At 72.4% G+C, this 24,280-nt stretch carries 19 protein-coding genes and 2 pseudogenes; 11 read left to right on the top strand and 10 right to left on the bottom strand.

Annotation, left to right across the window (positions count from 1 at the left end):
- Positions 1 to 557: 557 nt before the first annotated feature.
- A pseudogene (locus tag ACWD26_RS24505) lies at positions 558 to 914 on the bottom strand (response regulator transcription factor); the annotation flags it as partial.
- Between the two features lie 274 nt (positions 915 to 1,188).
- Between ACWD26_RS24505 and ACWD26_RS24500 the strand changes: the two are divergent.
- The 3 genes from ACWD26_RS24500 (at position 1,189) to ACWD26_RS24490 (ending at position 5,079) form a co-directional block, all read left to right on the top strand.
- The gene (locus ACWD26_RS24500; protein ID WP_451273564.1) at positions 1,189 to 1,842 is read left to right on the top strand and encodes a carbonic anhydrase; all 654 of its coding nucleotides are present in this window, start codon (positions 1,189 to 1,191) and stop codon (positions 1,840 to 1,842) included.
- Positions 1,843 to 2,183: 341 nt separating this feature from the next.
- A complete protein-coding gene (locus ACWD26_RS24495; RefSeq protein ID WP_451273420.1) occupies positions 2,184 to 3,926 on the top strand; it encodes a SulP family inorganic anion transporter in 1,743 nt (580 codons plus the stop codon).
- A gap of 220 nt (positions 3,927 to 4,146) precedes the next feature.
- Positions 4,147 to 5,079: an oxidoreductase gene (locus tag ACWD26_RS24490; RefSeq protein WP_451273418.1), complete on the top strand. Its 933-nt coding sequence runs from the start codon at positions 4,147 to 4,149 to the stop codon at positions 5,077 to 5,079.
- A gap of 43 nt (positions 5,080 to 5,122) precedes the next feature.
- On the opposite strand, the gene ACWD26_RS24485 is transcribed toward ACWD26_RS24490, so the two are convergent.
- On the bottom strand, positions 5,123 to 5,797 hold the full coding sequence (locus ACWD26_RS24485) for an ArsR/SmtB family transcription factor (RefSeq protein ID WP_451273416.1): 675 nt from the start codon (positions 5,795 to 5,797) through the stop codon (positions 5,123 to 5,125).
- A 182-nt stretch (positions 5,798 to 5,979) separates the two neighbouring features.
- Between ACWD26_RS24485 and ACWD26_RS24480 the strand changes: the two are divergent.
- Positions 5,980 to 7,583, top strand: a pseudogene (locus tag ACWD26_RS24480) (isocitrate lyase/phosphoenolpyruvate mutase family protein).
- 116 nt (positions 7,584 to 7,699) lie between these two features.
- Here ACWD26_RS24480 and nirD read toward each other — a convergent pair.
- Genes nirD through ACWD26_RS24465 form a run of 3 tightly spaced genes read right to left on the bottom strand, consistent with a single transcriptional unit; the run spans position 7,700 to position 11,876 of the window.
- Positions 7,700 to 8,050, bottom strand: a complete 351-nt coding sequence (gene nirD / locus ACWD26_RS24475) for a nitrite reductase small subunit NirD (RefSeq protein WP_220648905.1) — start codon at positions 8,048 to 8,050, stop codon at positions 7,700 to 7,702.
- Positions 8,047 to 10,650, bottom strand: a complete 2,604-nt coding sequence (gene nirB, locus ACWD26_RS24470) for a nitrite reductase large subunit NirB (protein ID WP_451273414.1) — start codon at positions 10,648 to 10,650, stop codon at positions 8,047 to 8,049. Before nirB ends, nirD begins: the two co-directional genes overlap by 4 nt.
- Entirely contained in the window at positions 10,650 to 11,876 is a 1,227-nt protein-coding gene (locus ACWD26_RS24465; protein WP_451273412.1) for an NAD(P)/FAD-dependent oxidoreductase, read from the bottom strand. The genes nirB and ACWD26_RS24465 overlap by 1 nt, the downstream gene beginning before the upstream one ends.
- 361 nt (positions 11,877 to 12,237) lie before the next feature.
- Here ACWD26_RS24465 and ACWD26_RS24460 point away from each other — a divergent pair, with 361 nt between their 5' ends.
- Positions 12,238 to 13,023 carry a sulfite exporter TauE/SafE family protein gene (locus tag ACWD26_RS24460; protein WP_451273410.1) on the top strand — a complete coding sequence of 262 codons (786 nt, stop codon included), beginning with the start codon at positions 12,238 to 12,240 and terminating at the stop codon, positions 13,021 to 13,023.
- Positions 13,024 to 13,128: 105 nt separating this feature from the next.
- Here the strand turns inward: ACWD26_RS24460 and ACWD26_RS24455 are convergent, their stop codons facing one another.
- Together ACWD26_RS24455 and ACWD26_RS24450 are read right to left on the bottom strand one after the other, a co-directional pair.
- Positions 13,129 to 13,848 (bottom strand): class F sortase, encoded by a 720-nt coding sequence (locus ACWD26_RS24455; protein ID WP_451273408.1) that lies wholly within the window; start codon positions 13,846 to 13,848, stop codon positions 13,129 to 13,131.
- Between the two features lie 116 nt (positions 13,849 to 13,964).
- The gene (locus ACWD26_RS24450) at positions 13,965 to 14,495 is read right to left on the bottom strand and encodes a hypothetical protein (RefSeq protein WP_451273406.1); all 531 of its coding nucleotides are present in this window, start codon (positions 14,493 to 14,495) and stop codon (positions 13,965 to 13,967) included.
- A 338-nt stretch (positions 14,496 to 14,833) separates the two neighbouring features.
- Here ACWD26_RS24450 and ACWD26_RS24445 point away from each other — a divergent pair, with 338 nt between their 5' ends.
- Positions 14,834 to 15,490 carry an NADPH-dependent FMN reductase gene (locus ACWD26_RS24445; protein WP_451273404.1) on the top strand — a complete coding sequence of 219 codons (657 nt, stop codon included), beginning with the start codon at positions 14,834 to 14,836 and terminating at the stop codon, positions 15,488 to 15,490.
- A gap of 169 nt (positions 15,491 to 15,659) precedes the next feature.
- Here ACWD26_RS24445 and ACWD26_RS24440 read toward each other — a convergent pair whose 3' ends face one another.
- Entirely contained in the window at positions 15,660 to 17,639 is a 1,980-nt protein-coding gene (locus ACWD26_RS24440) for a sigma-70 family RNA polymerase sigma factor (protein ID WP_451273402.1), read from the bottom strand.
- Positions 17,640 to 17,925: 286 nt separating this feature from the next.
- On the opposite strand from ACWD26_RS24440, the gene ACWD26_RS24435 reads away from it, so the two are divergent.
- The 4 genes from ACWD26_RS24435 to ACWD26_RS24420 all read left to right on the top strand — a co-directional run bounded on the left by ACWD26_RS24435 (position 17,926) and on the right by ACWD26_RS24420 (position 20,924).
- Positions 17,926 to 18,366, top strand: coding sequence for an SsgA family sporulation/cell division regulator (locus ACWD26_RS24435; protein WP_451273400.1), 441 nt, complete (start codon positions 17,926 to 17,928; stop codon positions 18,364 to 18,366).
- Between the two features lie 62 nt (positions 18,367 to 18,428).
- Positions 18,429 to 19,577: a permease gene (locus ACWD26_RS24430; RefSeq protein WP_451273398.1), complete on the top strand. Its 1,149-nt coding sequence runs from the start codon at positions 18,429 to 18,431 to the stop codon at positions 19,575 to 19,577.
- Positions 19,574 to 20,437 (top strand): TIGR03943 family putative permease subunit, encoded by an 864-nt coding sequence (locus ACWD26_RS24425; RefSeq protein WP_451273396.1) that lies wholly within the window; start codon positions 19,574 to 19,576, stop codon positions 20,435 to 20,437. The genes ACWD26_RS24430 and ACWD26_RS24425 overlap by 4 nt, the downstream gene beginning before the upstream one ends.
- Before the next feature lie 22 nt (positions 20,438 to 20,459).
- Positions 20,460 to 20,924 (top strand): hypothetical protein, encoded by a 465-nt coding sequence (locus ACWD26_RS24420; protein WP_451273394.1) that lies wholly within the window; start codon positions 20,460 to 20,462, stop codon positions 20,922 to 20,924.
- Between the two features lie 11 nt (positions 20,925 to 20,935).
- Here ACWD26_RS24420 and ACWD26_RS24415 read toward each other — a convergent pair whose 3' ends face one another.
- Positions 20,936 to 21,835, bottom strand: a complete 900-nt coding sequence (locus tag ACWD26_RS24415; protein ID WP_451273392.1) for an aminoglycoside phosphotransferase family protein — start codon at positions 21,833 to 21,835, stop codon at positions 20,936 to 20,938.
- Positions 21,836 to 21,988: 153 nt separating this feature from the next.
- Positions 21,989 to 23,632 (bottom strand): M4 family metallopeptidase, encoded by a 1,644-nt coding sequence (locus ACWD26_RS24410; RefSeq protein ID WP_451273390.1) that lies wholly within the window; start codon positions 23,630 to 23,632, stop codon positions 21,989 to 21,991.
- 205 nt (positions 23,633 to 23,837) lie between these two features.
- Between ACWD26_RS24410 and ACWD26_RS24405 the strand changes: the two genes are divergently transcribed.
- Complete coding sequence (locus ACWD26_RS24405) at positions 23,838 to 24,266, top strand: gamma-glutamylcyclotransferase family protein (protein ID WP_451273388.1); 429 nt, start codon at positions 23,838 to 23,840, stop codon at positions 24,264 to 24,266.
- The last annotated feature ends 14 nt before the right edge of the window (positions 24,267 to 24,280 follow it).

The raw sequence follows: 24,280 nt of genomic DNA, 5'->3' as shown, positions 1-24,280 counted from the left end.
GTGCCTCCGGCAGCCGGCCCCCGGCCCGCGCCCCCGAGATCGGCGCCCCCGAGATCGGCGCCCCCGAGATCGGCGCCCCCGAGACCGGCGCCCCGGCTCGCGTCGCCAGGACCGGCCCCCCAGTCCGTGCCCCCGACGCCGGAGTGACTCGTGCCCTGGGTCCCGTCGCGCCCCGCGCGCTCGGCCGCGAAATCGCCGTCGGCCGCCGTGAAGTCACTCCCGGCCGACCCGAAGTCACTCCCGGGCCGGAAGGCGCTCCCGGACCCGGAGTCGCTCCCGGCCCCGAAGTCACTTCCGGGCCCGAAGGTGTCGTTCTCGCCCCGGCCGCCGATGCCGCCCCGGGTGGCCGACTCCCGCAGTGCCGCCAACTCCTGGGAGGACAGCACCTGTTGCCCGTGCGGCTCGATCCGGGCCCGGGCCCGGGCCTCGACGCCGGCATCAAGCCCGATGCCCGCTTCAACCCCGTCCCCGTCCCCGCCCCCGAACCCGATGCCGTTGCCGGACCTCCCAGACCTCCCGGACCTCCCGGACTCGGTCAGCGCGACCCCGCCTCCCGGCCGCTGATGGCGGCGTGACACCGCCCTGATGCGGGCGACCAGTTCTCGGATGCTGAATGGTTTCGCCAGGTAGTCGTCGGCGCCGAGCTCCAGACCCAGTACGCGGTCGGCCTCCTCGCCGCGCGCGCTGAGGATGATGATGGGGACGTCGGAGGTCCGGCGGATGCCGCGGCAGACGTCGATGCCGTCCATGTCGGGCAGGCCGAGATCCAGCAGGACGACATCGCCGTGCGGACCTCTCAACCCTTCCGCGCCGGTGGCCACGTGGTGGACCGTCAGGCCGAAGTGCCGCAGCCCGTCGGCGAGCGGTTCGGCGATCGTCTCGTCGTCCTCGATGAGCAGCACTCGTACGCCCATGGCGGCCTGTCTCTCCAGAAGGTCGGGACAACACGAGTCCCGTGCTGTGGGGTCGCCACGCTACAAGAGAACGAACAGAAACGTGCAGGGAATCCGGAGCATTGTGAAATGACCCTCAGAAACCGCTTGTATTCGGTCGCTCGACCTGCGGCGAAGGGGTGTCTGGCCGAAATCTGTGGAAAACCTGGCGGCGCTTTAGTGTTCGCTTAACCTTCCTCTGGTCATCGCCCCCCTACGGTCGTAAGAGCTGGTCGGAGCACCTCAGGGAGGCATGATGAAGGCGTTGCTGGATCGCGCCCGGTCGTTCAAGCGACGGGTGGACTTCGAGAGTGACGAATACCGGAAACTGGCCGTCGGGCAATTTCCCGAGGCGCTGTTCATTACCTGCTCGGACTCGCGGGTGATTCCCGCTCTGATCACCGGAGCACGGCCCGGCGAGATATTCGAGCTGCGAAACGCGGGTAACATCGTGCCGCCGCACGACGCGTACGGGGCCGCCTCCGGTGAGGCCGCCACCATCGAGTACGCGCTGGAGGTGCTCGGCGTTCACGACATTGTGGTGTGTGGTCATTCCCACTGCGGGGCGATGGGCGCGCTGAAGTACGGCGCCGACCTGTCCGGCCTGCCCAGGGTGGACGCCTGGCTCGACTACGCCCGGCCCGCGCTCGAACCGGTGCTCGGCGGCAGCGGCGGTGACGGCGGCGCTGACAGTGGCCGTGACGCCACGTCGTCGTCCGAGGACCCCGCTCTGCGCGAGGTCGTCCAGCTCAACATCCGCAACCAGCTCGCGGTTTTGCGCGACTACCCCGTGGCCCGGCAGCAACTCGATGCCGGACGGCTCCGGTTGCACGGCTGGTACTACGAGATCGACACCGGCAAGGTCCACGAGCTGGGCGCGGACGGCGCCTTCCAGGTGCACGGCTCATGAGCGGCGCGCACGGCCGCCGGCACGCGGCGGGCGCCCGCAGGCATGCCACCGCCCCCGGCCATCCTCCCGACATGCCCGACTATGCCCCCAACGTACCTGCGGACATGGGGGGTTGGTCGGACCCCGACGACGCTTGGCGGGAGCAGAGCGGCCGTGGGCGAGAGCAAAACGGCGATCACCGAGAGCCGGACGGCCCCCGGCGGGCAGACCGAGGTGCCAAGAAGTCCGGCGCGCCCGGCCGAGGTGCCAAGAGGTCCGGCGCGCCCGGCCGAGGTGCCAAGAGGTCCGGCGCGCCCGGCCGAGGTGCCAAGAGGTCCGGCGCGCCCGGCCGAGGTGCCAAGATGCCCGGCGCCCCCGGCCGTATCGACCTCGGTACCGAGATCACCGCGTCCCTCGTCGTCTTCCTGGTCGCGCTGCCCCTCTGTATCGGCGTGGCCGTCGCCTCCGGGGTGCCGGCCGAGCTGGGCATCATCTCCGGCGTGATCGGCGGTCTGGTGGTCGGCGCCGTGCGCGGCAGTACCCTCCAGGTCAGCGGACCGGCGGCCGGTCTCGCGGCGCTCGTCGCGGAGACGGTCATGGAGTTCGGTGTCGCGATGCTCGGCGTGATCGTCCTTTTTTCCGGCATCCTCCAGATCGTGCTGGGGGTGGTGAAGCTGGGCCGGATGTTCCAGGCGATCTCCCTCGCCGTCGTCCAGGGCATGCTGGCGGGCATCGGACTGCCGCTGATGTTCAGCCAGCTCTACCCGATGTCCGACAACAAGGCGCCGGGCACGCCGTTGGAGAACATGGCGGGCGTTCCCGGGCTGATCGCCGACACCGTGACCAACCCGCAGGCGCTGATCGCCGCCGGGCTCGGTGTCGTCACGATCGTGCTGAGCTTCATGTGGAAGAAGGCACCGGGGCCGGTCAGGAAGATCCCGGCCGCGCTCGTGGCCGTCGGGATCGGTATCGCGGTCGCCTCCTTGCCGGGCGTCGACGTGAAGACGCTCCAGGTCGGCAATCTGCTGGCGTCCGTGGACGTACCGGGGCCGGGGCAGCTGGCCGGGCTGGCCGACGCCGGGATCATCACGGCGATCCTCACCTTCACGGTCATCGCGTCGGCGGAGAGCCTGTTCACGGCCGCCGCCGTGGACCGGATGCACGACGGGCCGCGCACCCGCTACAACACCGAGCTGATCGCCCAGGGCGCGGGCAACACCGTCGCCGGCATCCTCGGCGCACTGCCCATCACGGCGGTCGTCGCGCGCAGCTCGGCGAACGTCCAGGCCGGCGCGAAGACCCGTATCTCCCGTACGCTGCACGGTCTTTGGCTGCTCGCCTTCGCGCTGCTGCTGCCGCAGGTGCTGGCGCTGATCCCGATCTCGGTGCTCGCGGGTGTCCTCGTGCACAGCGGGTGGAAGCTGTTCGGCCCGGAGGAGTTCCCGAAGATGTGGCGGCAGGACCGGGGCGAGTTCGCGGTCATGACGCTGACGACGCTGGTCATCACGGCGACCGCGCTGCTCGAAGGGGTGCTGTTCGGGCTGGCGGCGGGTGTGGTGCTGGCCGCGCTGCGGATGTCGCAGACCGTCATCCGGCAGCACATCGAGGACGACACGGCGAAGGTCGTGATGGCCGGCAACGCGACGTTCCTCCGGCTGCCGAAGCTGATCGACGCGCTGGAGAACGCGGCCGCCTCCGGCAAGCCGCGCATCCGGCTCGATCTGCTGGGGGTGACCCATCTCGACCACGCCTGCCGCAGCCAGGTGGAGGAGTTCGTGGCGCAGCAGCGGGGGGCCGGGCTGCGGGTGGAGCTGTTGATGCCGGATCTCACGTCGACCGGCACGCGGGTGCCTGCGGCGGCTGGGCCGACGGGTGGTGAGGCGGAGCCGGCGTTCACGGGGGGATCGGTGCCGGGTGTGGAGCTGGACCCGACGGAGGTGTGGGACTACGCGACTGTCGGTACGGCGACGGCGACGGCGGGGGCCAGGGGACAGATGCCTTCTGTGCCTGGGCCTGGGCCTGGGCCCGGGGCGGAGTGGTTCTATCTCGACACCCGTCCGATGTCGGAGGCGATGGAACCCCGGTCGCCGTCATGGGGCGCCTAGAGGCTCGTGGGTGACTGTGAGCGGGCGGCCGCGGGTCGTATGTGGTTGCTCGCGCGGTTCCCCGCGTCCCTGAGAAGCAGGGGCTGCGCCCCGTGCTGTCAGGTCCGCGGGGAACCGCGCGACAAGCCCTCACCCACCCGCACCCGACGGACCGGCTCCACGCCACACACCCAGGCGTACGCTGAAGTCGTTCGTGTGTCCCCCTCGGGAGGATGGCGTGATGGCCGGCTGGAACGTGCGGGACATTCCTGACCAGAGCGGTCGTACCGCGGTCGTGACCGGTGGCAACAGCGGCATCGGGTACGTCGCCGCCCGTGAGCTCGCCCGCCGTGGCGCGCACGTCGTCCTCGCCTGTCGCAGCGCGCAGCGGGGCGCGGCGGCGTTGGAGCGGATGAGTTCCGAAGTCCCCGACGGAAGAGCCGAGTTGATGCGGCTCGACCTCGGAGACCTGGGCTCCGTAAGGGAGTTCGCGGAGGCGTACGGAGGGGCGCACGACCGGCTGGACCTGCTGGTCAACAACGCCGGTGTGATGGCCGTGGCGCAGGGGCGGACGGCCGACGGGTTCGAGACGCAGTTCGGGACCAACCACCTCGGCCATTTCGCCCTCACCGGCGTGCTGCTGCCTAGACTCCTCGCCGCCCCCGGCGCCCGCGTCGTGACCGTCTCCAGCGGTATGCACATGAGGGCGAACATCGACATCGACGACCTCAACAGCGAGCGTAAGTACGGCCGTTGGCTCGCGTACGGCCGCTCCAAGACCGCCAACCTGCTCTTCACCCACGAGCTGGCCCGGCGGCTGGCCGCCAGTGGCTCGGAGGTCGTCGCCGCGGCGGCGCACCCCGGCTACGCGGCGACCAACCTCCAGACGGCCGGGCCCAGCGCCGAGGGCCGCAGGGGCGTCGAACGCTTCATGCGCGTCGGCAACCGCTTCTTCGCCCAGTCCGCCGAAGCGGGCGCCCTGCCCACGCTGTACGCGGCGACCGCGCCCGGCGTATCCCCCGACTCCTTCATCGGCCCGTCGTTCTTGATGTGGCGCGGGGCGCCAGGGCCGTCCCCGCGAGCCCCCTGGACCCTCAACGACCAGGCGGGCGAACGTCTTTGGGCCGCCTCGGAACAGCTCACCGGGGTCACGTACGCCGAGCTGAAGGCGTGACACCCTCCCCACGACCTCGCCTCCGCCCCGCGGCGCACCCCGCCTACGCGACCCTCATCCCCAGCAGCTCCCGGAACGCCTCGCTTCCCGCCGGGGTCACCTTCACCGCGCGGCCGGAGCCGACCCGGCGCACCCACTGTCTCTCCAGGGCGGTGGCGCACAGGGCCGCTCCCAGAGCTCCGGCCAGGTGGGGGCGGCGTTCCGTGTGGTCCAGGCAGCTCCGTACCAGGGGGCGTCGGGTGTTCTCGGGCTGCCGGTAGTCCAGGGTGTCGGCGAGCCAGGTCCGGCCCGCCGGGGTGACCGCGAGACCCGAGTCGACGGCGACCAGGCCGCGGGCGATCATCGCGTCGGCGAGGTGCACACCCAGTCGGCCCGCCAGATGGTCGTAGCAGGTGCGGGCCCTGGCCTCGGCGTCGAGCCGTACCGACTGGCTCAGGTTCCGTGGGCGTGTGGCGTCCGGGGCGTACGAGGCGAGCGCCTCGACCAGAGTGGCCGCCTCCGGGCCGGCGAGCCGGACATAGCGGTGCCGGCCCTGGCGTTCCTCGGCCAGCAGCCCGCCCTCGACCAGCCTGGTGAGCTGCTCGCTGGCCGTCGACGCCCGCACCCCGGCATAACGGGCGAGCTCGCCCGCCGTCCAGGCCCGGCCGTCGAGCAGGGCCAGGCAGAAGGCGGCCCGGGTGTGGTCGGCGAGCAGACCGGCGGTCTCGGCGAGGGACATACGGTCATGATGCCGCGCGGACGGTTCGGCCCTCGCCGAACTGTCACGGCCCCAGTATCGGGACCATGACACAGAGGACGAGCACCCCGGGCACGGCGGGCACCCCGAACACGGCGGGCACCCCGAACACGGCGGGCACCCCGAACACGGCGGGCACCCCGAGCACGGCGGGTACGGCGCACGTGCCGAGCCCGGTCAGCACGACGCATCGGTTCGACCGCTACGCCGACGTGCGGGCGGCCCTCGCCGACCCGGCGCTCGTCCCGGAGCGGCCCGCAGCGTACGACGGTCCCGCCGGGGCCGGTGTCGCCTGGTTGCGTGCCACCGTGGCCCGGTTCAGCTCGGGGGAGCCACACCGCCGACGCCGGGCCCTGGTGGAGGCCGAGCTCGCCCGACTGGACCCCGCCTCTCTGCGGCAGGCGGCAGCCACTGGCCCGGAGGGAGAAGCGCGGACCCGGGTGGTGCACATCCTCGCCGAAGCACTGGGCCTGCCCGCCCCGGCAGGGTGGCGGAGGCGGTGACCGTGATCGCCGGCGCCTATTTCGGCGGCGCCGTCACCACGGCGGACGAGAAGGAACACGAAAAGCCACAGGAGAAGGCCCATGCGGAGGCACACGAGAAGGCCCACGCGGCCGCGGACGACGCCGTGGCCCGGCTCATGACGCGTCTCGCCCCGGACCCGGCCGACGAGGCCGCCCTGGAGGCCGCCGCCAACCGTGTCGGGCTGCTCGTCCAGGCCTGTGAGGCGACGGCCGCGCTGGTCGGGTCCGCGGCCGGTGGTACGGGCGTACCGGTGGCCCGGGTGCTTCGGGACACGCCCCCGGTACGGGTCATGCGCCGGGTCGCCGCCAGGGCCACCAGTGTCGCGGGCCGAGAGATCGGCGAGGGCGACACGGTGATCCTCGACGTCGCGGCCGCCAACCGTGCGCACCCGGTGCCGCTCACCTTCGGTGCCCCGCCCCGCGTCTGCCCCGGCCGGCGGCACGCCCTCGCGCTGGCCGACGGACTGCTGCGGCGCCCGCTGACCCCCTTCGCCCGTCTCCACCACCGGCCGGCCCCGCTGCTGCTGCCCAACGCCTGGGACCACGCCTCCGCCGCCGCCTTGGCGGCGCACGGCTTCGAGGCCGTCGGCACGACCAGCCTGGGCGTAGCCGCCGCCCTCGGTCTGCCGGACGGGGCCGCCGCCACCGTCGACGCGACCGTGGCGCTGGCCCGTCGGCTCGGGCGGGGGCCGTTCCTGCTCTCCGTCGACGCGGAGGGCGGCTTCAGCGACGACCCGGCGGAAGTGGCCGAGCTGGCACGGGAGTTGTACGACGCCGGCGCGGTCGGGATCAACCTCGAGGACGGTCTGCCCGACGGCACGCTCGCTCCCGTGGAGTCGCACGCCGCGAAGATCGCCGCCGTCAAGGCCGCGGTGCCCGAGCTGTTCGTGAACGCCCGCACCGACACCCACTGGCTGGGCCGTGAGCAGGAGGAGACCGCGTCCCGCCTCGCGACCTACGAACAGGCCGGTGCGGACGGGGTGTTCGTGCCGGGGCTGGCGGATGCGGACGAGATCGCCGCGCTGACGGGCACCCTCGTCGTGCCGCTGAACATCCTGTACACACCCACCGGCCCGACCCTCCCCGAGTTGGCCGCTCTGGGCGTACGCCGGGTCAGCCTCGGCTCACTGCTCTACCGGGGCGCCCTGGCCGCGGCCGTCGCCACCGCGACCGCCGTCCGCGACGGCCGCCCGACGGACCCGAACGCCCCGTCCTACGCCGAGGTGCAGGGGTACAGCGGCTGAGGCCGATGCGAGGTGCCCGCCCACAGGGCACCGGCACGCGCGTGGCGTGCGAACCGTACAAGGCCACGGTTCGCACGCCACGCGCGTGTGAAAGATCGGACGGGACCGCCAGGGGACTACGCGGCGCGCACCTCGTACGCCGTGATCCTCACCGTCTCGTCGTCCAGGCACTGCCCGGTCTCCAGGTCGAAGCGCTGCTTCAGGAGCGGGGAGGCGACGAAGGGGCGGCCCTGGTGGGAGCCGGTGAGGCCGCGGGAGAGGACGGCGGCGCCGCCGAAGGGGTCGCGGTTGTCGATGGCGTACAGCTTGCCCGCGCGGTCGAGGAACAGCGCGGCCTGGTTGCCGTCGGGGAGCAGGGCGGCCACGCCGCGGCCCGGGATCAGCAGGGCCAGGTCGCAGACCGTGAACCAGCCGTCCGCCAGCCGCAGCTGGACCTTGACATCGATCTTCTCGGGGGCGAGGGTCATCGCTGGGCGCTTCCTTCCAGGACATCGGCGGGCCGCAGGCCGATGGACAGCAGGGGCAGGTCGGGCTTGATCTGGTCGCGCTCGGGGACGAAGCCGACGACGGGGTCCGGGGTGTCCGGGGCGTTGACGAAGGACACGAACCGGGCGAGCTTCTCGGGGTCGTTGATGGTGGAGGCCCACTCGTCGGCGTAGTGCGAGACGTGGTCCGCCATCAGGGACTCCAGCTCCTCGCAGATGCCGAGGGAGTCCTCCACGACCACGTCCCGGACGTGGTCCAGGCCGCCGGGGATCCGCTCCAGCCACGTCGAGGTGCGCTCCAGGCGGTCGGCGGTGCGGATGTAGAACATCAGGAACCGGTCGATCAGCTTGATCAGTTCGGCGTCGGAAAGGTCCTGGGCCAGCAGGTCCGCGTGGCGCGGGGTGGCGCCGCCGTTGCCGCCGACGTAGAGGTTCCAGCCGTTGGAGGTGGCGATGACGCCGAAGTCCTTCGACTGGGCCTCCGCGCACTCGCGGGCGCAGCCGGAGACCGCCGACTTCAGCTTGTGCGGGGACCTGAGCCCCCGGTAGCGCAGCTCCAGGTCGATCGCCATGCGGACCGAGTCCTGGACGCCGTAGCGGCACCAGGTCTGACCGACGCAGGACTTCACCGTACGCAGCGACTTGCCGTAGGCGTGGCCCGACTCGAAGCCGGCGTCCACCAACCGTGTCCAGATGACGGGCAGTTGCTCGACGCGGGCGCCGAACATGTCGATCCGCTGACCACCCGTGATCTTCGTGTAGAGACCGAAGTCGCGGGCGATCTCACCGATCACGATCAGGCCCTCGGGGGTGATCTCACCGCCGGGGATGCGCGGGACGACCGAGTAGGAGCCGTTCTTCTGCAGGTTGGCCAGGAAGTGATCGTTGCTGTCCTGGAGCGCCGCCTGCTCGCCCTCCAGGACGTAGCCGCTGGCGCCGATGGTCGGGGCGAGGGAGGCGATGATCGAGGCGACCGCGGGCTTGCAGATCTCGCAGCCGTCGCCGCCCTTGGCCTCGTCGCGGCCGTAACGGTCCAGCAGACCCTGGTAGGTGTTGATGCGCAGGGCGAGGACGATCTCGTACAGCTCCTCGCGGGTCTGCGAGAAGCAGCCGCACAGGCCCTTGTCGACGACGACGCCGCTGGCCTCCAGCTCGGCGGTGACGAGCTGGCCGAGGACCTTGACGCAGGAGCCGCACGTCGTGCCCGCCTTGGTGCACTTCTTCACCTCGGGCACGGTGGTGCACTGGTGGTCGGTGACCGCCGCGCGGATCGTGCCCTTGCGGACGTTGTTGCAGGAGCAGATGATCGCGTCGTCCGGCAGCGCGGTCGGGCCGAGCTGGGCGGACTCACCGGCACCGGCGGGCAGCACCAGCGACTCGGGCGAGACCGGCGGGACGGACCCGGTGAAGGCCTTCAGCGTGCCGTACGCCTCCGCGTCACCGACCAGGATGCCGCCGAGCAGCTCGCCGTCGCGGCCGATGACCAGCTTCTTGTAGATGCCGGAGCGGGAGTCGGAGTACACGACGTCCAGGCAGTCGGCGGTCGCGCCGTGCGCGTCACCGAAGGAGGCGACGTCGACGCCGAGGAGCTTCAGCTTGGTGGACAGGTCGGCGCCGGTGAAGGCGGCCTCGTCGGCGGCGATGGTCGCGGCGGCCGTCTCGGCCTGCTCGTAACCGGGAGCCACCAGGCCGTACACCCGGCCGTCGGCGGCCAGGGCGCACTCACCGATCGCGAAGACGTGCGGGTCGGCGACCGTACGGCACTGCTCGTCGACGGTGATGCCGCCGCGCTCGCCGACCGTCAGACCGCAGTCGCGGGCGAGCTGGTCGCGGGGGCGGACACCGGCGGAGAACACCACCATGTCGGTGGCGAGTTCGGAGCCGTCGGACAGCTTCATCCCGGTGACCGCGCCGGCCTCGTCGACCACGATCTCCTGCGTGCCCACACCGGTGTGCACGGACAGGCCCATGTCCTCGATGGTGCGCAGCAGGGCCGCGCCACCGCCGTCGTCCACCTGCACCGGCATCAGGCGCGGCGCGAACTCCACGATGTGGGAGGTGAGTCCGAGGCCCTTCAGCGCGCCGGCCGCCTCAAGTCCGAGCAGACCACCGCCGACCACGGCACCGACCTCGACGTTCTTCGCGTACTCCTCGATCGCGAGCAGGTCCTCGATCGTGCGGTAGACGAAGCAGCCCTCGGCGTCCTTGTTCGGGACCGGCGGCACGAAGGGGTACGAGCCGGTGGCGAGGACGAGGATGTCGTACTCGAAGACCTGCCCGGAGCGGGCCGTGACCTTCTTGGCTTCGCGGTCGACGGTCTCCGCCGGGTCGCCGACGAACAGTTCGATGCCGTGCGTCTCGATGAACTCCATGTCGGTCATCGACAGGTCCTCGGGCGTCTTGCCCGCGAAGTACGAGGTGAGCGCCACTCGGTCGTACGCCGGGCGAGGCTCCTCGCACAGCACGACCACGCGGTGCGTGGCGGTCAGGCCGCGCTCGGCGAGCGCTTCGAGGAAGCGCTGGCCGACCATGCCGTGGCCGACGAGCACGATCGTGGGGGTGGCCCCCAGGGTGGCGGTCATCAGGAGCCTCCATCGTTGGTAAGCAGGTGGAGCAGTGGTGCGCCGTTCGCGGGGAGCGGCTCTGCTCCCTCCCAGGCGCGGGCGAGCGCGCCCACGGTGCCGAGTTCGCCGACGAGCACCCCGCCGACCAGGCGGTCGTCGCGGACGACGACCTTGCGGTAGGTGCCGCGCGTGGCGTCGGCGAGCTGGATGACGTCGTCACCCGGCTGGGGCTCGGGCTCGCCGAACGCGGCGAGATCGAGGAAGTCCGCTCCGGCGAGCGTCAGCCGGGTCAGGGCGCGGGTCCCCGTGTAACGGGAGTCGGTGTTCCCCGCCAGCAACTCGGCCAGGACGTCCGCCTGTTCGAGCGCCGGGGTGGCGAGCCCGTACACCGTGCCCTCGAACTGGGCGCAGTCGCCGATCGCGTGGATGCGCGGGTCGGAGCTGCGCAGCTCCTCGTCGACGATGACGCCCTTGTGCACCGCGAGCCCCGCCTCCTGGGCGAGACCCACACGGGGGTGGACCCCGCAGGCGATGACCACGAGGTCCGCGTCGAGCGCGTACCCGTCGGCCATCGACACCGACCGCACGGTCCCGCCGACGCTGCGCACGGCACGGACGCGCGTCTCGGTGTGCACCTCGACGCCGAGGTCGCCGAGGTGTCGACGGACCAACTTCGAGGCGGACGGGTCGAGCTGACGCTCCATCAGCCGCTCGCCCTGCTGGGCGAGAACGACCTGGGCGCCGCGCAGGGCGAGCGCGCGGGAGGCGGAGACCCCGAGGAGCCCCCCGCCGATGACGACGGCCCGCGCCCCCGGCCGTACGGCCTCGGACAGGCGCATGCAGTCGTCCATGGTCCGGAAGGCGTGCACCCCGTCGGGGAACTCGTGCCGCTCCGGGTCCCACAGGCCGCGCAGCGGCGGCAGCACCGGGTTCGAGCCGGTCGCGAGGACCAGCTTGTCGTACGCGATCTCCGCACCGTCCGCGAGATGTACGGCTCGCATCTCGCGGTCGATACGGACCACCCGGCCGCGCGTCAGCTGTGTCAGCTCGGCCGGGGCGGGCAGCGCGATGACCTCGGGCGCGTACCGCCCGGCCAGGACCTCGGCGAGCAGCACCCGGTTGTACGGTGTGTGCTCCTCCTCGCCCACCAGCGTGGCGGGCATGCCGAGCTCTCCGAGCCGCCGGGCGAGACGTACGCCCGCGAGGCCGGAGCCGATCACCACCACACGCTCATTCGAGGTCATGCACTCGAGCGTGCGGTGCCGGTGTTACCCGACCGCATCGCGTCTGTTTCCCACGAGGAACGCTGCCCTCCCCACGGCCCCGAGGTGAGTGTGAGGGGTTTCCGAGAGGGCCGGGTGGGGTGTGAGGACGCCCGGGATCACCGCGCTGACCTGGCGATACGAGGGCCATGCGGGCGTATACGGGAGGACCGGCCGGGGCGCGGGCAGGGGCGGGCACGCCGGGGCACGGTGCCGTAGGTCACGTCGGGCGGGGCCGCGGGGAAGCATTCCGGGGGCGGATCGGCGGGGGAGGGGGGCCGAACCTCAGAAGATCCTCAGGTCGATGGACGGCGCATGTATCCCGCCGCATAGGGTCGCGCTCATGCCCGACATATCGCTGACCATGGTCGTCGTCCTCTGCCTCGCGGCCCTCGCGGCCGGCTGGATCGACGCCGTGGTGGGCGGCGGCGGACTCCTGCTCCTCCCCGCCCTCCTCCTGGGCCTGCCGAACGGTTCCTCGGCCGCCCAGTACGCGCTCGGCACCAACAAGGCGGTCGCGATCGTCGGCACCACGGGCGCGGCGGTGACGTACGCCCGCCGCACCCCCGTCGACGTCAAGATCGCCGTACGGATCGGCCTGGCGGCGCTCGCGGGGTCCACGGCCGGCGCCTTCGTGGCCGCCGGGATGAGCACCGAGGTCCTGAAGCCGGTGGTCATGGTGGTCCTCCTGGCCGTGGGCGCCTTCGTGATCCTCCGCCCCTCCTTCGGCACGGCCCCCGCCACCGGCCCGGTCTCGGCGCGCCGCGTCCTCGCCGCGATCGGCCTCGCCGGCGTCGGCATCGGCTTCTACGACGGCCTCGTCGGCCCCGGTACCGGCACGTTCCTGGTCCTCGCCCTGACCGCCGTCCTCCACCTCGACCTCGTCACCGCCTCCGCCACCGCCAAGATCGTCAACTGCTGCACCAACGCCGGCGCCCTCGCCACCTTCGCCTGGAAGGGCACGGTCTACTGGCAGCTGGCGGCCCTGATGGCGGTCTTCAACCTCGTCGGCGGGACGGTAGGCGCCCACACCGCCCTCAAGAAGGGCAGCGGCTTCGTCCGGGTCGTCCTGCTGACGGTGGTGTTCACGCTGGTGGCGAAGATGGGGTACGAGCAGTGGGTGGCGTGAGCGACGGCGGACGTCTGCGGACGGCTGCGGAGGGTTCGGGATCAGCCGGGGCGGCTGTCGGGTGTTCTGTGATCGGCGGGCGGGCGGCTGTCGGGCGTTCTGTGGTCAGCCGGGGCTGCTGCCCGTGAGGTGGGCGAAGACGACCACGTTCCCCTGGTAGCCGGTCGACCTCGAATACCCGCCGCCGCAGGTGATGACCCGCAACTCCGGCCGCTTCGCCGCCCCGTACACCTTCCGGTCGGGGAAGTCCCGGGCGTCGTACACCTCCACCGCGTCCACCGTGAACACCGCGACCCCGCCGTCCCGCCGGTCCACCTCGACGGTGGCGCCCCGCTTCACCGCGCCGAGGTCGTAGAAGACGGCGGGCCCGTCGGCGTTGTCCACATGCCCGGCGACGATCGCGGTGCCCCGCTCACCCGGGGTGGTCCCGGCCTCGTACCAGCCCGCGAGGTTCTTCTTCTCGGCCGGCGGGACGTCGAGGCTGCCGGTGGGCGTGAGCCCGAGCCCCGTCAGCGGAGCGTCCACGCGGATGGAGGGGATCCGGATGCGGTCGGGAGGGGAGGGCGGCAGCGGTACGGCCGCGCTCTCGTCGTCCCCTGAGGTGCCCGCCGTGCCGGACGGGCTCGAAGTGCCCGGCACGGCGGAGGTGTTGGGCGTACCGGAACGGATGTGGGCCTGCGTGGCCGACGGCTGCGGCGGCGCGTGTGACGCGATGCCGTTGCGCACCAACCACGCGCCCGAACAGAGGGCGACCGCGGTGACGCCGGCTATGAGGGCGTTGCCGAGCCGACGCCCGTTCGCCCTCTCTCGGCGTGGATCTTCCATCTCATTCACCCTCTTGGTCTTCGTCCCCCTGTTCCTCCCCTCCGGGCCGAGGGGCGTCGGACCCGGAGGGGAGGAGGGGACGGCGGTACCGGCGGACGGACGGCGGAGGGTGTCCGTCAGATCCCGTCGCCTCTCGCCCGGCGATGCAGGAGCCAGGTACCGCCCGCGGCGGCGACGGCCAGAGCCGCCACGCCCGCCGCGGTCTGCACGGGGTCGGGACCGAGTGCGCCACCGACCCCCGTCTTCACGCTTCCCCTCGGATATGTCGGCTGCCCGGTGTTCGCCCCGGTGAGCGTGACCACCAGGTCGCCGGTGACCTGCCGGCCGCCGTTCGCGCAGGTCGCGACGATCTCGTACGTCCCCGGCTGCGCGCTCGGCGGCACCTCGAACCGCCCGTCGAGCCGGCGTTGCCCGGCGCCGGGTGCGAGTGGGAAGGAGCCCGCGCCGACCGCGCTGGCGTCCCCCGTCGCCGTACCGTCCGCACCGCAGGCCTCCGTACGGACGGTGACCTCGTCGCCGGGGACGACGTCGGCGGGGGACAGCTCCACCCGGCCCGCGCCCTCACCGCCGTACGCGGGCGCGGCGGCGAGGGCCGCGACGGCGACGGCGAGGGCGGTTGCGGTCAGCGGCCGGGCGATACGTCGCATCGTCAATTGCTCCTCCGAGAGTCCTCCGTGCTCTTCCGAGGTAAGTGGCACACCGCTCCGAGCGCTTCCTGATGGTGTGTCAGAAATGATGTGAATGGGTGTCAGGGGGGTGGGGACGGAAGGCGGAAGGAGAGGTGTTTGGGCAGGTCACGGGGGTGGGGTGGGCGCGGCGGAGAAGGGAACGGGATGGGTGTGGGGTGAGGGGGGTGAACGGGTGACCGGGAGTGGTGGTGGGTGGTGGTTGATGGGTGGCAGGTGGCGGGGTGGGTGGCGGCTCGGACGGGGGCGTTCCTCCGGCCGCTTGACCTCAAGTGAACTTGAGGTACGAGGGTGTTCGCATGAAGACCGCGACAGACACTCATACGGCCGGCCGCGCCGAGCCCACCACCCCTGCCACCGCTTCCCCCTCCCCGTCCTCCTCCGCCACCCCGGTCCGGGTGACGCTGGTCATCGGCAGCAACCGCGTCGGCCGCTTCGGCTCGGTGATCGCCGAGTGGCTGCTGGACCGGGTCCGGGAGCACGAGGACTTCGAGGTCGACGTCGTGGACGTCGCCGAGGCCGACCTGCCGACGACCTTCGTGCCGACGCCGGAGGTGACGGCCCGGCTGGCCGAGATCACTCCCAGGCTGGCGGCGGCGGAGGCGTTCATCGTGCTGACCCCCGAGTACAACCACTCCTATCCGGCGGCGCTCAAGAACCTCATCGACTGGCACTTCGACGAGTGGCGGGCCAAGCCCGTCGCCCTCGTCTCGTACGGCGGCGTCTCGGGCGGCCTCCGCGCGGCGGAGCACCTTCGTCAGGTCTTCGCCGAACTCCACGCCACAACCGTCCGCGACACGGTCTCCTTCCACAACGCGCACGGTTCCTTCGACGACACCGGCGACCTCAAGGACCCGACCGGCCCGAACACCGCGGCCAAGCTGATGCTCGACCAGCTGTCCTGGTGGGGGCAGGCCCTGAGGGAGGCGAAGGAGAGGCGGCCGTACGGGAGGTGAGGGGCGGGGGTTCGTGAGGTGAGGGGCGGGGCTGCGTGGGGTGAGGGCCCGAGAGCGGTGGGTGTGTGCGGTGGTGGGCGCGTGGGGCGGCCGGGGCGTGGGGCGGCGGGGGCCTGCGGCGGTCGGGTGAGGGGAGGGCCCCGTCGCCGACCGCGCCGCCGTCCTGGCCTCAGCAACCGTTCCCCGGCTCCTCGGGAGAGGGTTGGGGGGCTTCGGGTGAGGGCTCCGCAGGAGCGGGGGCCTCCGGCGCGGGGGTGTCGGTGCCGGGTGTGTCGGCCCCCGGGGGCTCGGTGTCCGGCGTTCCGGTGCCCGGGCCGTCGGCCTCGGGCTGACCCGTGTCCGGGGTCTCGGAGTCCGGCATCTCGCCTTCCGGGGATTCCGCGTCCGGTATCTCGCCCTCCGGGCCGTCCGTGTCCGGCGCCCCCGCCTCGGGAGAACCCGTCACCGGGTCTTCGGCGGGCGGCTCTTCGGCGGGCGGCTCTTCGGTGTGCGGGTCTTCGGTGTGCGGGTCTTCGGCCCCTGGTGCCTCGGCCTTTGGTGCCTCAGCCCCCGGTGCCTCGGCCCCCGGTTCATCGGCCTCCGGGTAGCCCGTACCGGGCTCCTCCGCGCCGGGCTCTTCACTCCCGGGTTCTTCTACACCAGGCTCCTCAGCGCCTGGTTCCTCAACACCGGGTACTTCGGCACCAGGCTCCTCAGTACCTGGCTGCTCAACGCCTGGTTCCTCAACGCCTGGCTCTTCAACGCCTGATTCCTCGGCGCCGGGCTCTTCCACCCCCGGCGTCTCCCCGCCCGGAGCTTCCTCGTGCCCGGCGCTGCCCTCGTCCCCGCCACCAGGCGGCGCATCCGCTTCCGTGCCGGGCGCGGTCTCGTCCCCGGGTGCCGTGCCGTCGCCCGCCGGTTCCTTCCCGGAGGGCCCGTTCCCGTCCTCGTCCTCCCCCGCCGCCTGAATCACCACGGTGTCGCGGGCCTCGTCGCCGCCGAAGCCGGCCGATGACGCGGACCCGCTGTCGGCACCCGCCCCGCCCTCCCGCGGCGCGACCACCGCGTCCGTCGCGGCGCCTCGGCGGTCGGCGACCTCGGGCGTGGCGGCCTCCGGCCGGTGCGGCGCCGGGGCCTGGGCGACGGGCACCCGCTGGGGTGGGGCCGTCGCCGAGTCGAACGGACCGAGGATGATGCCGGCCGCGACGGCCGCCGCCGCGACGGCGGTGCTGACGGCGGCCACGGTGGGCCCCTTCGCCCCGCCGCCCGCCGCGGCCTGCCGTACCGCGTGCAGCAGTTGCCCTCCACCGTGCCCACTCGCCGAGCCGAGCGCGGCGGCCGTACCGGCGGAGCCCGCCGTGAGGGAGAGCAGCACCTTGCCCCCGCCCCCGCCCACGACGAACACCAGCAGGGCCGGCCCGACGAGCGCGGGCAGCCGGTCGTTGGTGCGCATCAGGACCGCGAGCCGCGCCCGGCAGTCGTCGCACGCGTCCACATGGCTGAGCAGCTGCTCGGACTGCCGAGGCGTCGCCGTACCGCGCACGTACGCCGGCATACGCCCCCAACGCACCTGGCACGCCGGATCGACCGGCGCCCCGGGCTGCTCGCGCAGGAACGCCTGGCGCATCCCCTCCCGCGCCCGGTGCAACAGCACCGCCGTCGCGCCCTGCTTGGCGCCGATGCGCTGCCCGACCGTCTCCAGCGGCTGCCCCTCCGCCTCGGCCAGCCACAGCGCCCGCACCCACCGCTCGGGCAGCTGGCCCAGCACACGCACCAACAGGTCGACGGAGGAGACCTGTTCGGCCGGGTCGGCGGCGTCGTTCGCGTGGACGTCGACCTCGACCCGCTCCGGAGCCGTCGGATCCAGCGGCGTCTCACGCGCGGCGCTGCCGACGGCGGCCGCGAGATGCCGCACCGTCGTCATCAGATACGCCGGCACGTTGTCGATCTCGTGCCCCGCGGACAGCCGCCGCCACACGCGGAAGTGCGCCTCGGAGACGAGGTCTTCGGCGGTCCACGCGTTCCTGGTGAGGGAGCGCGCGTACGCGACGAGGCGCGGGTGCTGTTCCTCGTAGATCCGGGTGTACGCGGCGGTCGCCGACGCGGACATGGAACTGGGCGCGGACCCCTGGGTGGGAACAGCGGGCATGGTGGCGTGTCCGTCGGTCATGGCGGGGGCGCTCTCTAGTGGCCTGCTGGTGGAATGAGGACGATTTTGTATGCCGCGATGACAAAAATCTCAAGTAATCACACAAAGTGACACGCGTCACAGCGGGTAACTTCGAAAGCGGCGTAATGCACGGGCTCTTGGCGGACTCGAGAGGGCGCGTCGGTCCAGTCGGCTGATCACGCGCACGAGACATCCGCAGAACCTTCACAGACCTCACCGTCCGAAGCACCGTCCGACGAACACACGAAGTCGAAGCACCCCGAAGTGTCCGAACTGGAGATCACCCATGCACCCCGCACAGCCCACCCGGCCCACGCCCCCCGCGCTCGAACAACGCGCCCGCGCCCGCCTGATCACCCCCGCGTACGAGGAAATCCCCGTCCGCACCACCCTGCGCTACACCCCTGACGACCCCTTCGCCGTGCACATCGACTTCCCGGCCGGGGCCTCCGCCGACGACGCGCACGTGACGTGGGCGTTCGCCCGCACCCTGCTGGCGGAGGGGCTCACCACCCCGGCCGGGATCGGCGACGTACACCTGTGGCCCTGCGGCCCGGCGCAGACGGTCGTCGAACTGCGCTCGCCGCAAGGTATGGCCATGATCCGCTTCGACACACCCGCCCTCCGCCGCTTCCTGCGCCGCTCGTACGCCGTCGTCGCGCCCGGCGGTGAGGACCTCGAACCGGCACTCGACGACGGCCTCGCGTCCCTGCTGGGCGGAGTCTGAACCAGCCGCCCGAAGTGCGCGCCCGGTGTGCCCGCCCGCACCATCCCTCCGCAGCGCCCGCTATGTTCGATCCGATCATCCGAGTGTGCGGAGTTTGTGTGCAGAAGACAGATGAACCGGCCGGAGGGGCGGCAACGGCCGGGACCGAAGGGCAGGCAACGGCCGGGACCGAAGGATCGGTGACGGCCGACCCCGCGCCCGACCTCGACGCCGCCCCCGACCTCGACGCCGACGCCGACGCGCCCCCCGGCCGCGACTGGCCCCGTCACTGGCCCCTGCTGCTCCTCGGCGCGGCGGTCCTCCCCGGCGTCGCGCTGTTCGCCGTGGGCCGGTGGATGGAGGAACCGGCCGTGCAGGCGTGGCGGACCGTCTGTCTCTCCATCACCGTGCAGGCGCTGCCGTTCCTGCTGCTCGGTACGGCCCTGTCGGGTGCCATCAACGCGTTCGTACCGGCGCGGGTGTTCACCCGGGTGCTGCCCCGCAGGCCGGCGCTCGCGGTCCCGGTCGCGGGTGCCGCCGGGGTCGTCCTGCCTGGCTGTGAGTGCGCGTCGGTGCCGGTCGCGCACAGCCTGATCCGCCGAGGGGTCAACCCGGCCGCGGCCTTCGCGTTCCTCCTCTCCGCCCCCGCCATCAACCCGATCGTCCTGACCGCCACGGCCATCGCCTTCCCCGGCAGCCCCGCCATGGTGCTGGCCCGGCTGCTCGCCTCGCTCGTCACCGCCGCCGCGATGGGCTGGCTGTGGCTCTGGCTGGGGCGTGCGGAATGGCTCAAGCCGGTCGCCCGGCACACGGGACACCGGCCGGGGCAGAGCCGCTGGAACGAGTTCCGGCTCGGCTTCCAGCACGACTTCCTGCACGCGGGCGGCTTCCTCGTCGTCGGCGCGATGGCCGCGGCCACCTTCAACGTGCTCGTCCCGCGCTCCGTGCTCGACACCTTCGCCGACTCGCCCTGGCTGTCGGTCCTCTTCCTCGCCGCGCTCGCCATCCTCCTCTCCGTCTGTTCCGAGGCGGACGCCTTCGTCGCCGCGTCCCTCACCGGCTTCTCACCCACCGCGCGGTTGACGTTCATGGTGGTCGGACCGATGGTCGACCTGAAGCTGATCGCCCTCCAGACGGGCACCTTCGGCCGGGCCTTCGCCTTCCGCTTCTCCGCCGCGACGGTCGTCGTCGCGATCCTGTGCAGCGTCCTGATCGGAGGCGTACTCCTGTGAAACGACCCCTGCAGGCGCTCCTTCTCCTCCTCAGCGGCCTCGGCCTCCTGCACGCCACCGTCCTCACCGACCACTACCTGAGATACGTCAAGGAGGGCATGCGCCCCCTCCTGATCGCCTCGGGCCTGCTCCTGCTCGCGCTGGGAGCGGCGGAGGCATGGTCACTGTGGAGACCGCGCGGGACCGGCGAGCAGGAGAGCCACGACGACCACGACCACGCCGACGGTGACGCCCAAGGCCACGACCACGCCGACGGTGACGCCCAAGGCCACGACCACGCCGACGGTGACGCCCAAGGCCACGACCACGACCACGGTCACGACCATTCCACCCCGCCCCGGGTCGCCTGGCTGCTGCTCCTCCCCGCGGTGAGCCTGCTCTTCTACGCCCCGCCGGCCATCGGCGCGTACACCGCCGCCCGGGAGGCCCCGAAGGCGGTGGCGGTCACGGAGCAGGACGACTTCGACGCCCTGCCGGCCACTTCACCGCTCCCGATGACCCTGACCGACTTCACGCGGCGGGTGCAGCAGGACCGTGAACGGGCCATCGACGGCCGCACCGTCCGGATGACGGGCTTCGTCACCCCCGAGAAGGGGAGCGACGAGGGCGAGGGCGAAGGCGGCTGGTACCTGACCCGCGCCATCTTCACCTGCTGTGCCGCGGACGCCCAGTTCGTGAAGGTGCGCGTCCACGGCACCGAGCCCCCGCCCGCCGACACCTGGGTGACCGTCACCGGCACCTGGCACCCCGCCGGCACGCTGGGCACGGCCTCCGCCGAGGCGGCCCTCGACGCCCACACGGTCGAGAAGGTCGCCCGCCCGGCCAACGCCTACACCGACGCCCTCCCGCTCACTCCCTGACCCGGCGACCCACGGGGACGACATGCCCTCCAGACCCGCTCCAGCCACCGGCCGCCCCGAGAACGAGGTGATCACCTTCAAGGAGGGAACGCTCCGAGCCACCCTCCCCGTCCTGCTGGGCTTCCTGGCGGGCACCGCACTCCTGTACGCGGGCCTCGCCCTCACCGGCGACCCGATGGGGGGCGACACGCTGCGGCAATGCCTCTCGGGAGCGGTGCTGGCCACCGTGGTCGTCTCAGTGCTGCGCCGGAACGACGAGGTGACCCTGGCCGACGACGCCCTCGTGGTACGCGGCACCCGGCGCCGGCGGATTCCCCGGACCGGCATCCAACGCCTGGAGGTCCGCCGGATCCTCGGCGTACGCCAGATCACCGTCCACACCACGGACGGCCACCGTGCCACGCTGCACACCCCGACGTCCTTCATGGACAGGGAGTTCGACCAGAAGGTCGAGACCCTCACGCGGTGGTGGCAGGCCCGGCGCTGAGGCGCACGCCCTCACACGTACTCCGCCAACACCTCGCCCGCAGTCCGCCGCCCCACCTCCGCCAGCACATGCCCCTTGTCGCGGTAGTAGTGCTCGGCGACGAGGCCGAAGCACAGGGCCCAGCCGCGCCCCCGCGCCCAGGTCGCGACGTCGACGTCGGCGGTCTCCCTGAACGTGGCGCGGGAGTCGGCCGTGCACAGGGCCCAGGCCGGCAGCAGGTCGCAGGCGGGGTCGCCGACGCCCAGACCGCCGAAGTCGATGACGGCGGTGAGCCGGCCGGCGGTGGTGAGGAGGTTGCCGGGGAGGAGGTCGGCGTGCACCCAGACGGGGTCGCCGGTCCACTGCGGCACGCGGAGGGTCTCCTCCCAGACGGCCGTGGCGAGCGCCGCGTCCACCGCGCCGTCCGCGCCCAGCCCACGGATCGCGTCCCGGACCTCGTCGTCCTCGGCGGCCACCGGGCCACCCCGGAAGGAAACCGGCCCGCCGGTCGCGTCCACCTTCCGCAGCGCCGCCACGAAACGCCCCAACTCCTCGGCAGCGCATCCGAGATCGGTGACCGGCGCGTCGTGGGCGTTCTCGCCGTCCAGCCAGCGCAGCACCGACCAGGACAGCCCGTACGCCTCACTCGGCCGCCCCTTGGCGAGCGGTTCCGGTACGGCGAGGGGGAGGTGCGGGGCCAGCAGCGGCAGCCAGCGGTGTTCCTTGTCGGCGTGGTGGGCGCCGTCGGGCCGCCGGGGGAGCCGTACGACCATGTCGTCCCCCAGGTGGTACATGACGTTGTCCGTCCCGGCGGTGGGAGCCGGCGCGAGCGGCAGCCCGGCCCACTCGGGGAACTGCGCCGCGATCAGCCGCCGGACCAGCGCCTCGTCGATGTCGAACTCATCGGCGTGCAGCTTTCCTTGGGACGACATGGATCTCCGTGGGTTCCGTGGCCGGGGGACAGCGGTGAAGCGTAGACACGCCCTCCTCCCTCCGGCCACGGAATTACGGCCCGCCAGCGCCCCTGAGACCACTGTCCGGCCACCACCACGCCACGTCAGGCCACCACGCCACGTCAGGCCACGTCAGGCCACGGAGACCGCGCTCCAGGCCGCCGCCACCGCGTCGTACTCCGTGCTGCCCGCCCCGTAGAGGTCCCGTGCCGCGTTCAGCGTCGCCGTACGCGCGCCCGCGTAGTTCGTGGACGAGGTCATGTAGACCGTCAGGGCCCGGTACCAGATCGCGCCGAGCCTGTCCCTGCCGATGCCGGTCACCGTCGAGCCGTCGCAGGTGGTGCTGGAGTGTTCGACGCCGCCGATGGTCCTGGTGCCGCTGCCCTCGGCGAGGAGGTACGCGAAGTGGTTGGCGACACCCGAGGAGTAGTGGACGTCGAGGTTGCCCACCGACGGGCTCCAGCAGTCCACCGAGGAACCGTCCTTGCTCGGCCGGTCCATGAACCGCAGGGCCGGCTTGCCGAAGCCCGACCGGACGATCTTCTCGCCGACGAGCCAGTCACCGGGGTCGGAGGCGTTGTCCGCGTAGAACTCGACGAGTGTGCCGAAGATGTCCGAGGTGGCCTCATTGAGCCCGCCCGGCTCGCCCGAGTACGTCAGATCGGCCGTCGCCGAGGTCACGCCGTGCGTCATCTCGTGGCCGGCCACGTCCAGCGAGACCAGCGGGCCGAGCAGGTTCCCGTCACCGTCGCCGTACGTCATGCAGAAGCAGCTGTCGTCCCAGAAGGCGTTGTTGTAGCCGTTGCCGTAGTGGACGCGGCTGTAGGAGCCCCGGCCGTCGTTCGCGATGCCGTTCCGGCCGTGGACCTTCTTGTAGTAGTCCCAGGTGGTGTCGGTGCCGTACTGCGCGTCGACGGCCGCCGTGGCACGGTCGGTGGCCGTGCCCGTCCCCCAGTGGTTGTCGGCGTCCGTGAAGAGAGTCGCGGGGGCCCGCCGTACGCAGATGCCGAGGAGGCAGAGATCGGTCTGGTTCGCGGCGTCACCGGTGTAGGTGTTGCCGCGGGTGGGGTCCTTGAGCTGGTACGCCGCCCCGGAGAGGGTCGTCTCCAACGGAACCGTGCCGCCGTAGAGCGACTTGCCGTCGCCGGTCGCGGTCTCCAGCGCGTCCCAGGCGTCGATCTGCTTCCCCGTGGTGGCGTCGGTGACGACCGTACGGGCGACCGGGTTGCCGGCCTCGTCCTGGCCCAGCACATCCGTCTGCCAGGCCAGCTTCGGGGCGCCGTGCAGGGCGTCGACGACCAGCCGGGGCTTGGACGTCACCTTGCGCAGCGTCTCGCCGACGTTCACGGCGCGCAGCGCGGCGGCGGCGATGTCGGCGGCCCTGGGCGCCTTGACCGCGGGCGTGACGGAGGGGACGGTGATCTCACGGGTCGTCGCCCGGTTCGCACTCCGGAACTCGCCGGCAGGGGTGAGGTGGACGACGAAGTCCCCGCCGATTACCGGGAGTTGGCGATACGTCCGGTCGTAGCGGACGTGCCGGCTGCCGTCCGCGTCCACGATCACGTCTCGTACGGTGGTGTCCTGGGCGGAGGTGAGCCCCAGGCTCGTCGCGCGGTCCCGCAGGACGTCGGCGGCGTCGGCGATCGCCGTGCTCCGGGTCGGTCTGTCGGCGGCCCCCGCGGTGGGGGTGAGCGTCGCGGCCAGCAGGGCGGCGGCCGCGACCGCGGTGCCGGTGGTGGCGACGTGCGGGCGTCGGAGGTGCCGTATCCGGCTCATCTGTCTCCCAGGGAAGGTGGGGGGTGCAACCACTGATGTCGGACAGATTTACGTGAGCATGACAGTGGGTGTCCAGGGTGGGAGCGGGCGGGATGTGTGAGGAGTGAGAATCGTTTCTGCAACGGCGCGCACGGCCCGCTCAGCCCAAACCCGCCGAGTCCGTTCAGTCCGTCCGGCTGAGTCCGCACCCTTGGAGAGGAGAACGGTGCTCCCCTTCTTCGTCTACGGCACCCTCCGCCCCGGCGAGCACAACCACGACCTCTTCCTGCGCGGCCGCACCCGCGCCGAGGAGCCCGCCCGGATGCGCGGCATGGTCCTTTACGACGGCCCCGGATACCCGTACGCCGTGGAGGAGACCGGAGCGGTGGGCGGCGGGGCAGGAGACACGGTGAGCGGCGAACTCGTCACCGCCCGTCCCGAGGCCTATGACGAACTGCTGCGCGCCCTGGACCGCTTGGAGGACTACGCCCCGGGCGACCCGGCGAACCTGTACGAGCGGGTGGCACGACCGGCGACCCTCGACGACGGCACGGACGTACGGGCCTGGGTGTACGTCGCCGCCCCGGCCGTCGCCGCCGGACTGCGGGCGCGGGGGAAACCGATCGAGGGCGGGGACTGGCGTACGCGCCGCTGAGCCGACTGTCGGCG

The organism is Streptomyces sp. NPDC002787, from assembly GCF_053592095.1.
This window is presented reverse-complemented; position numbering and strand designations above follow the sequence as displayed.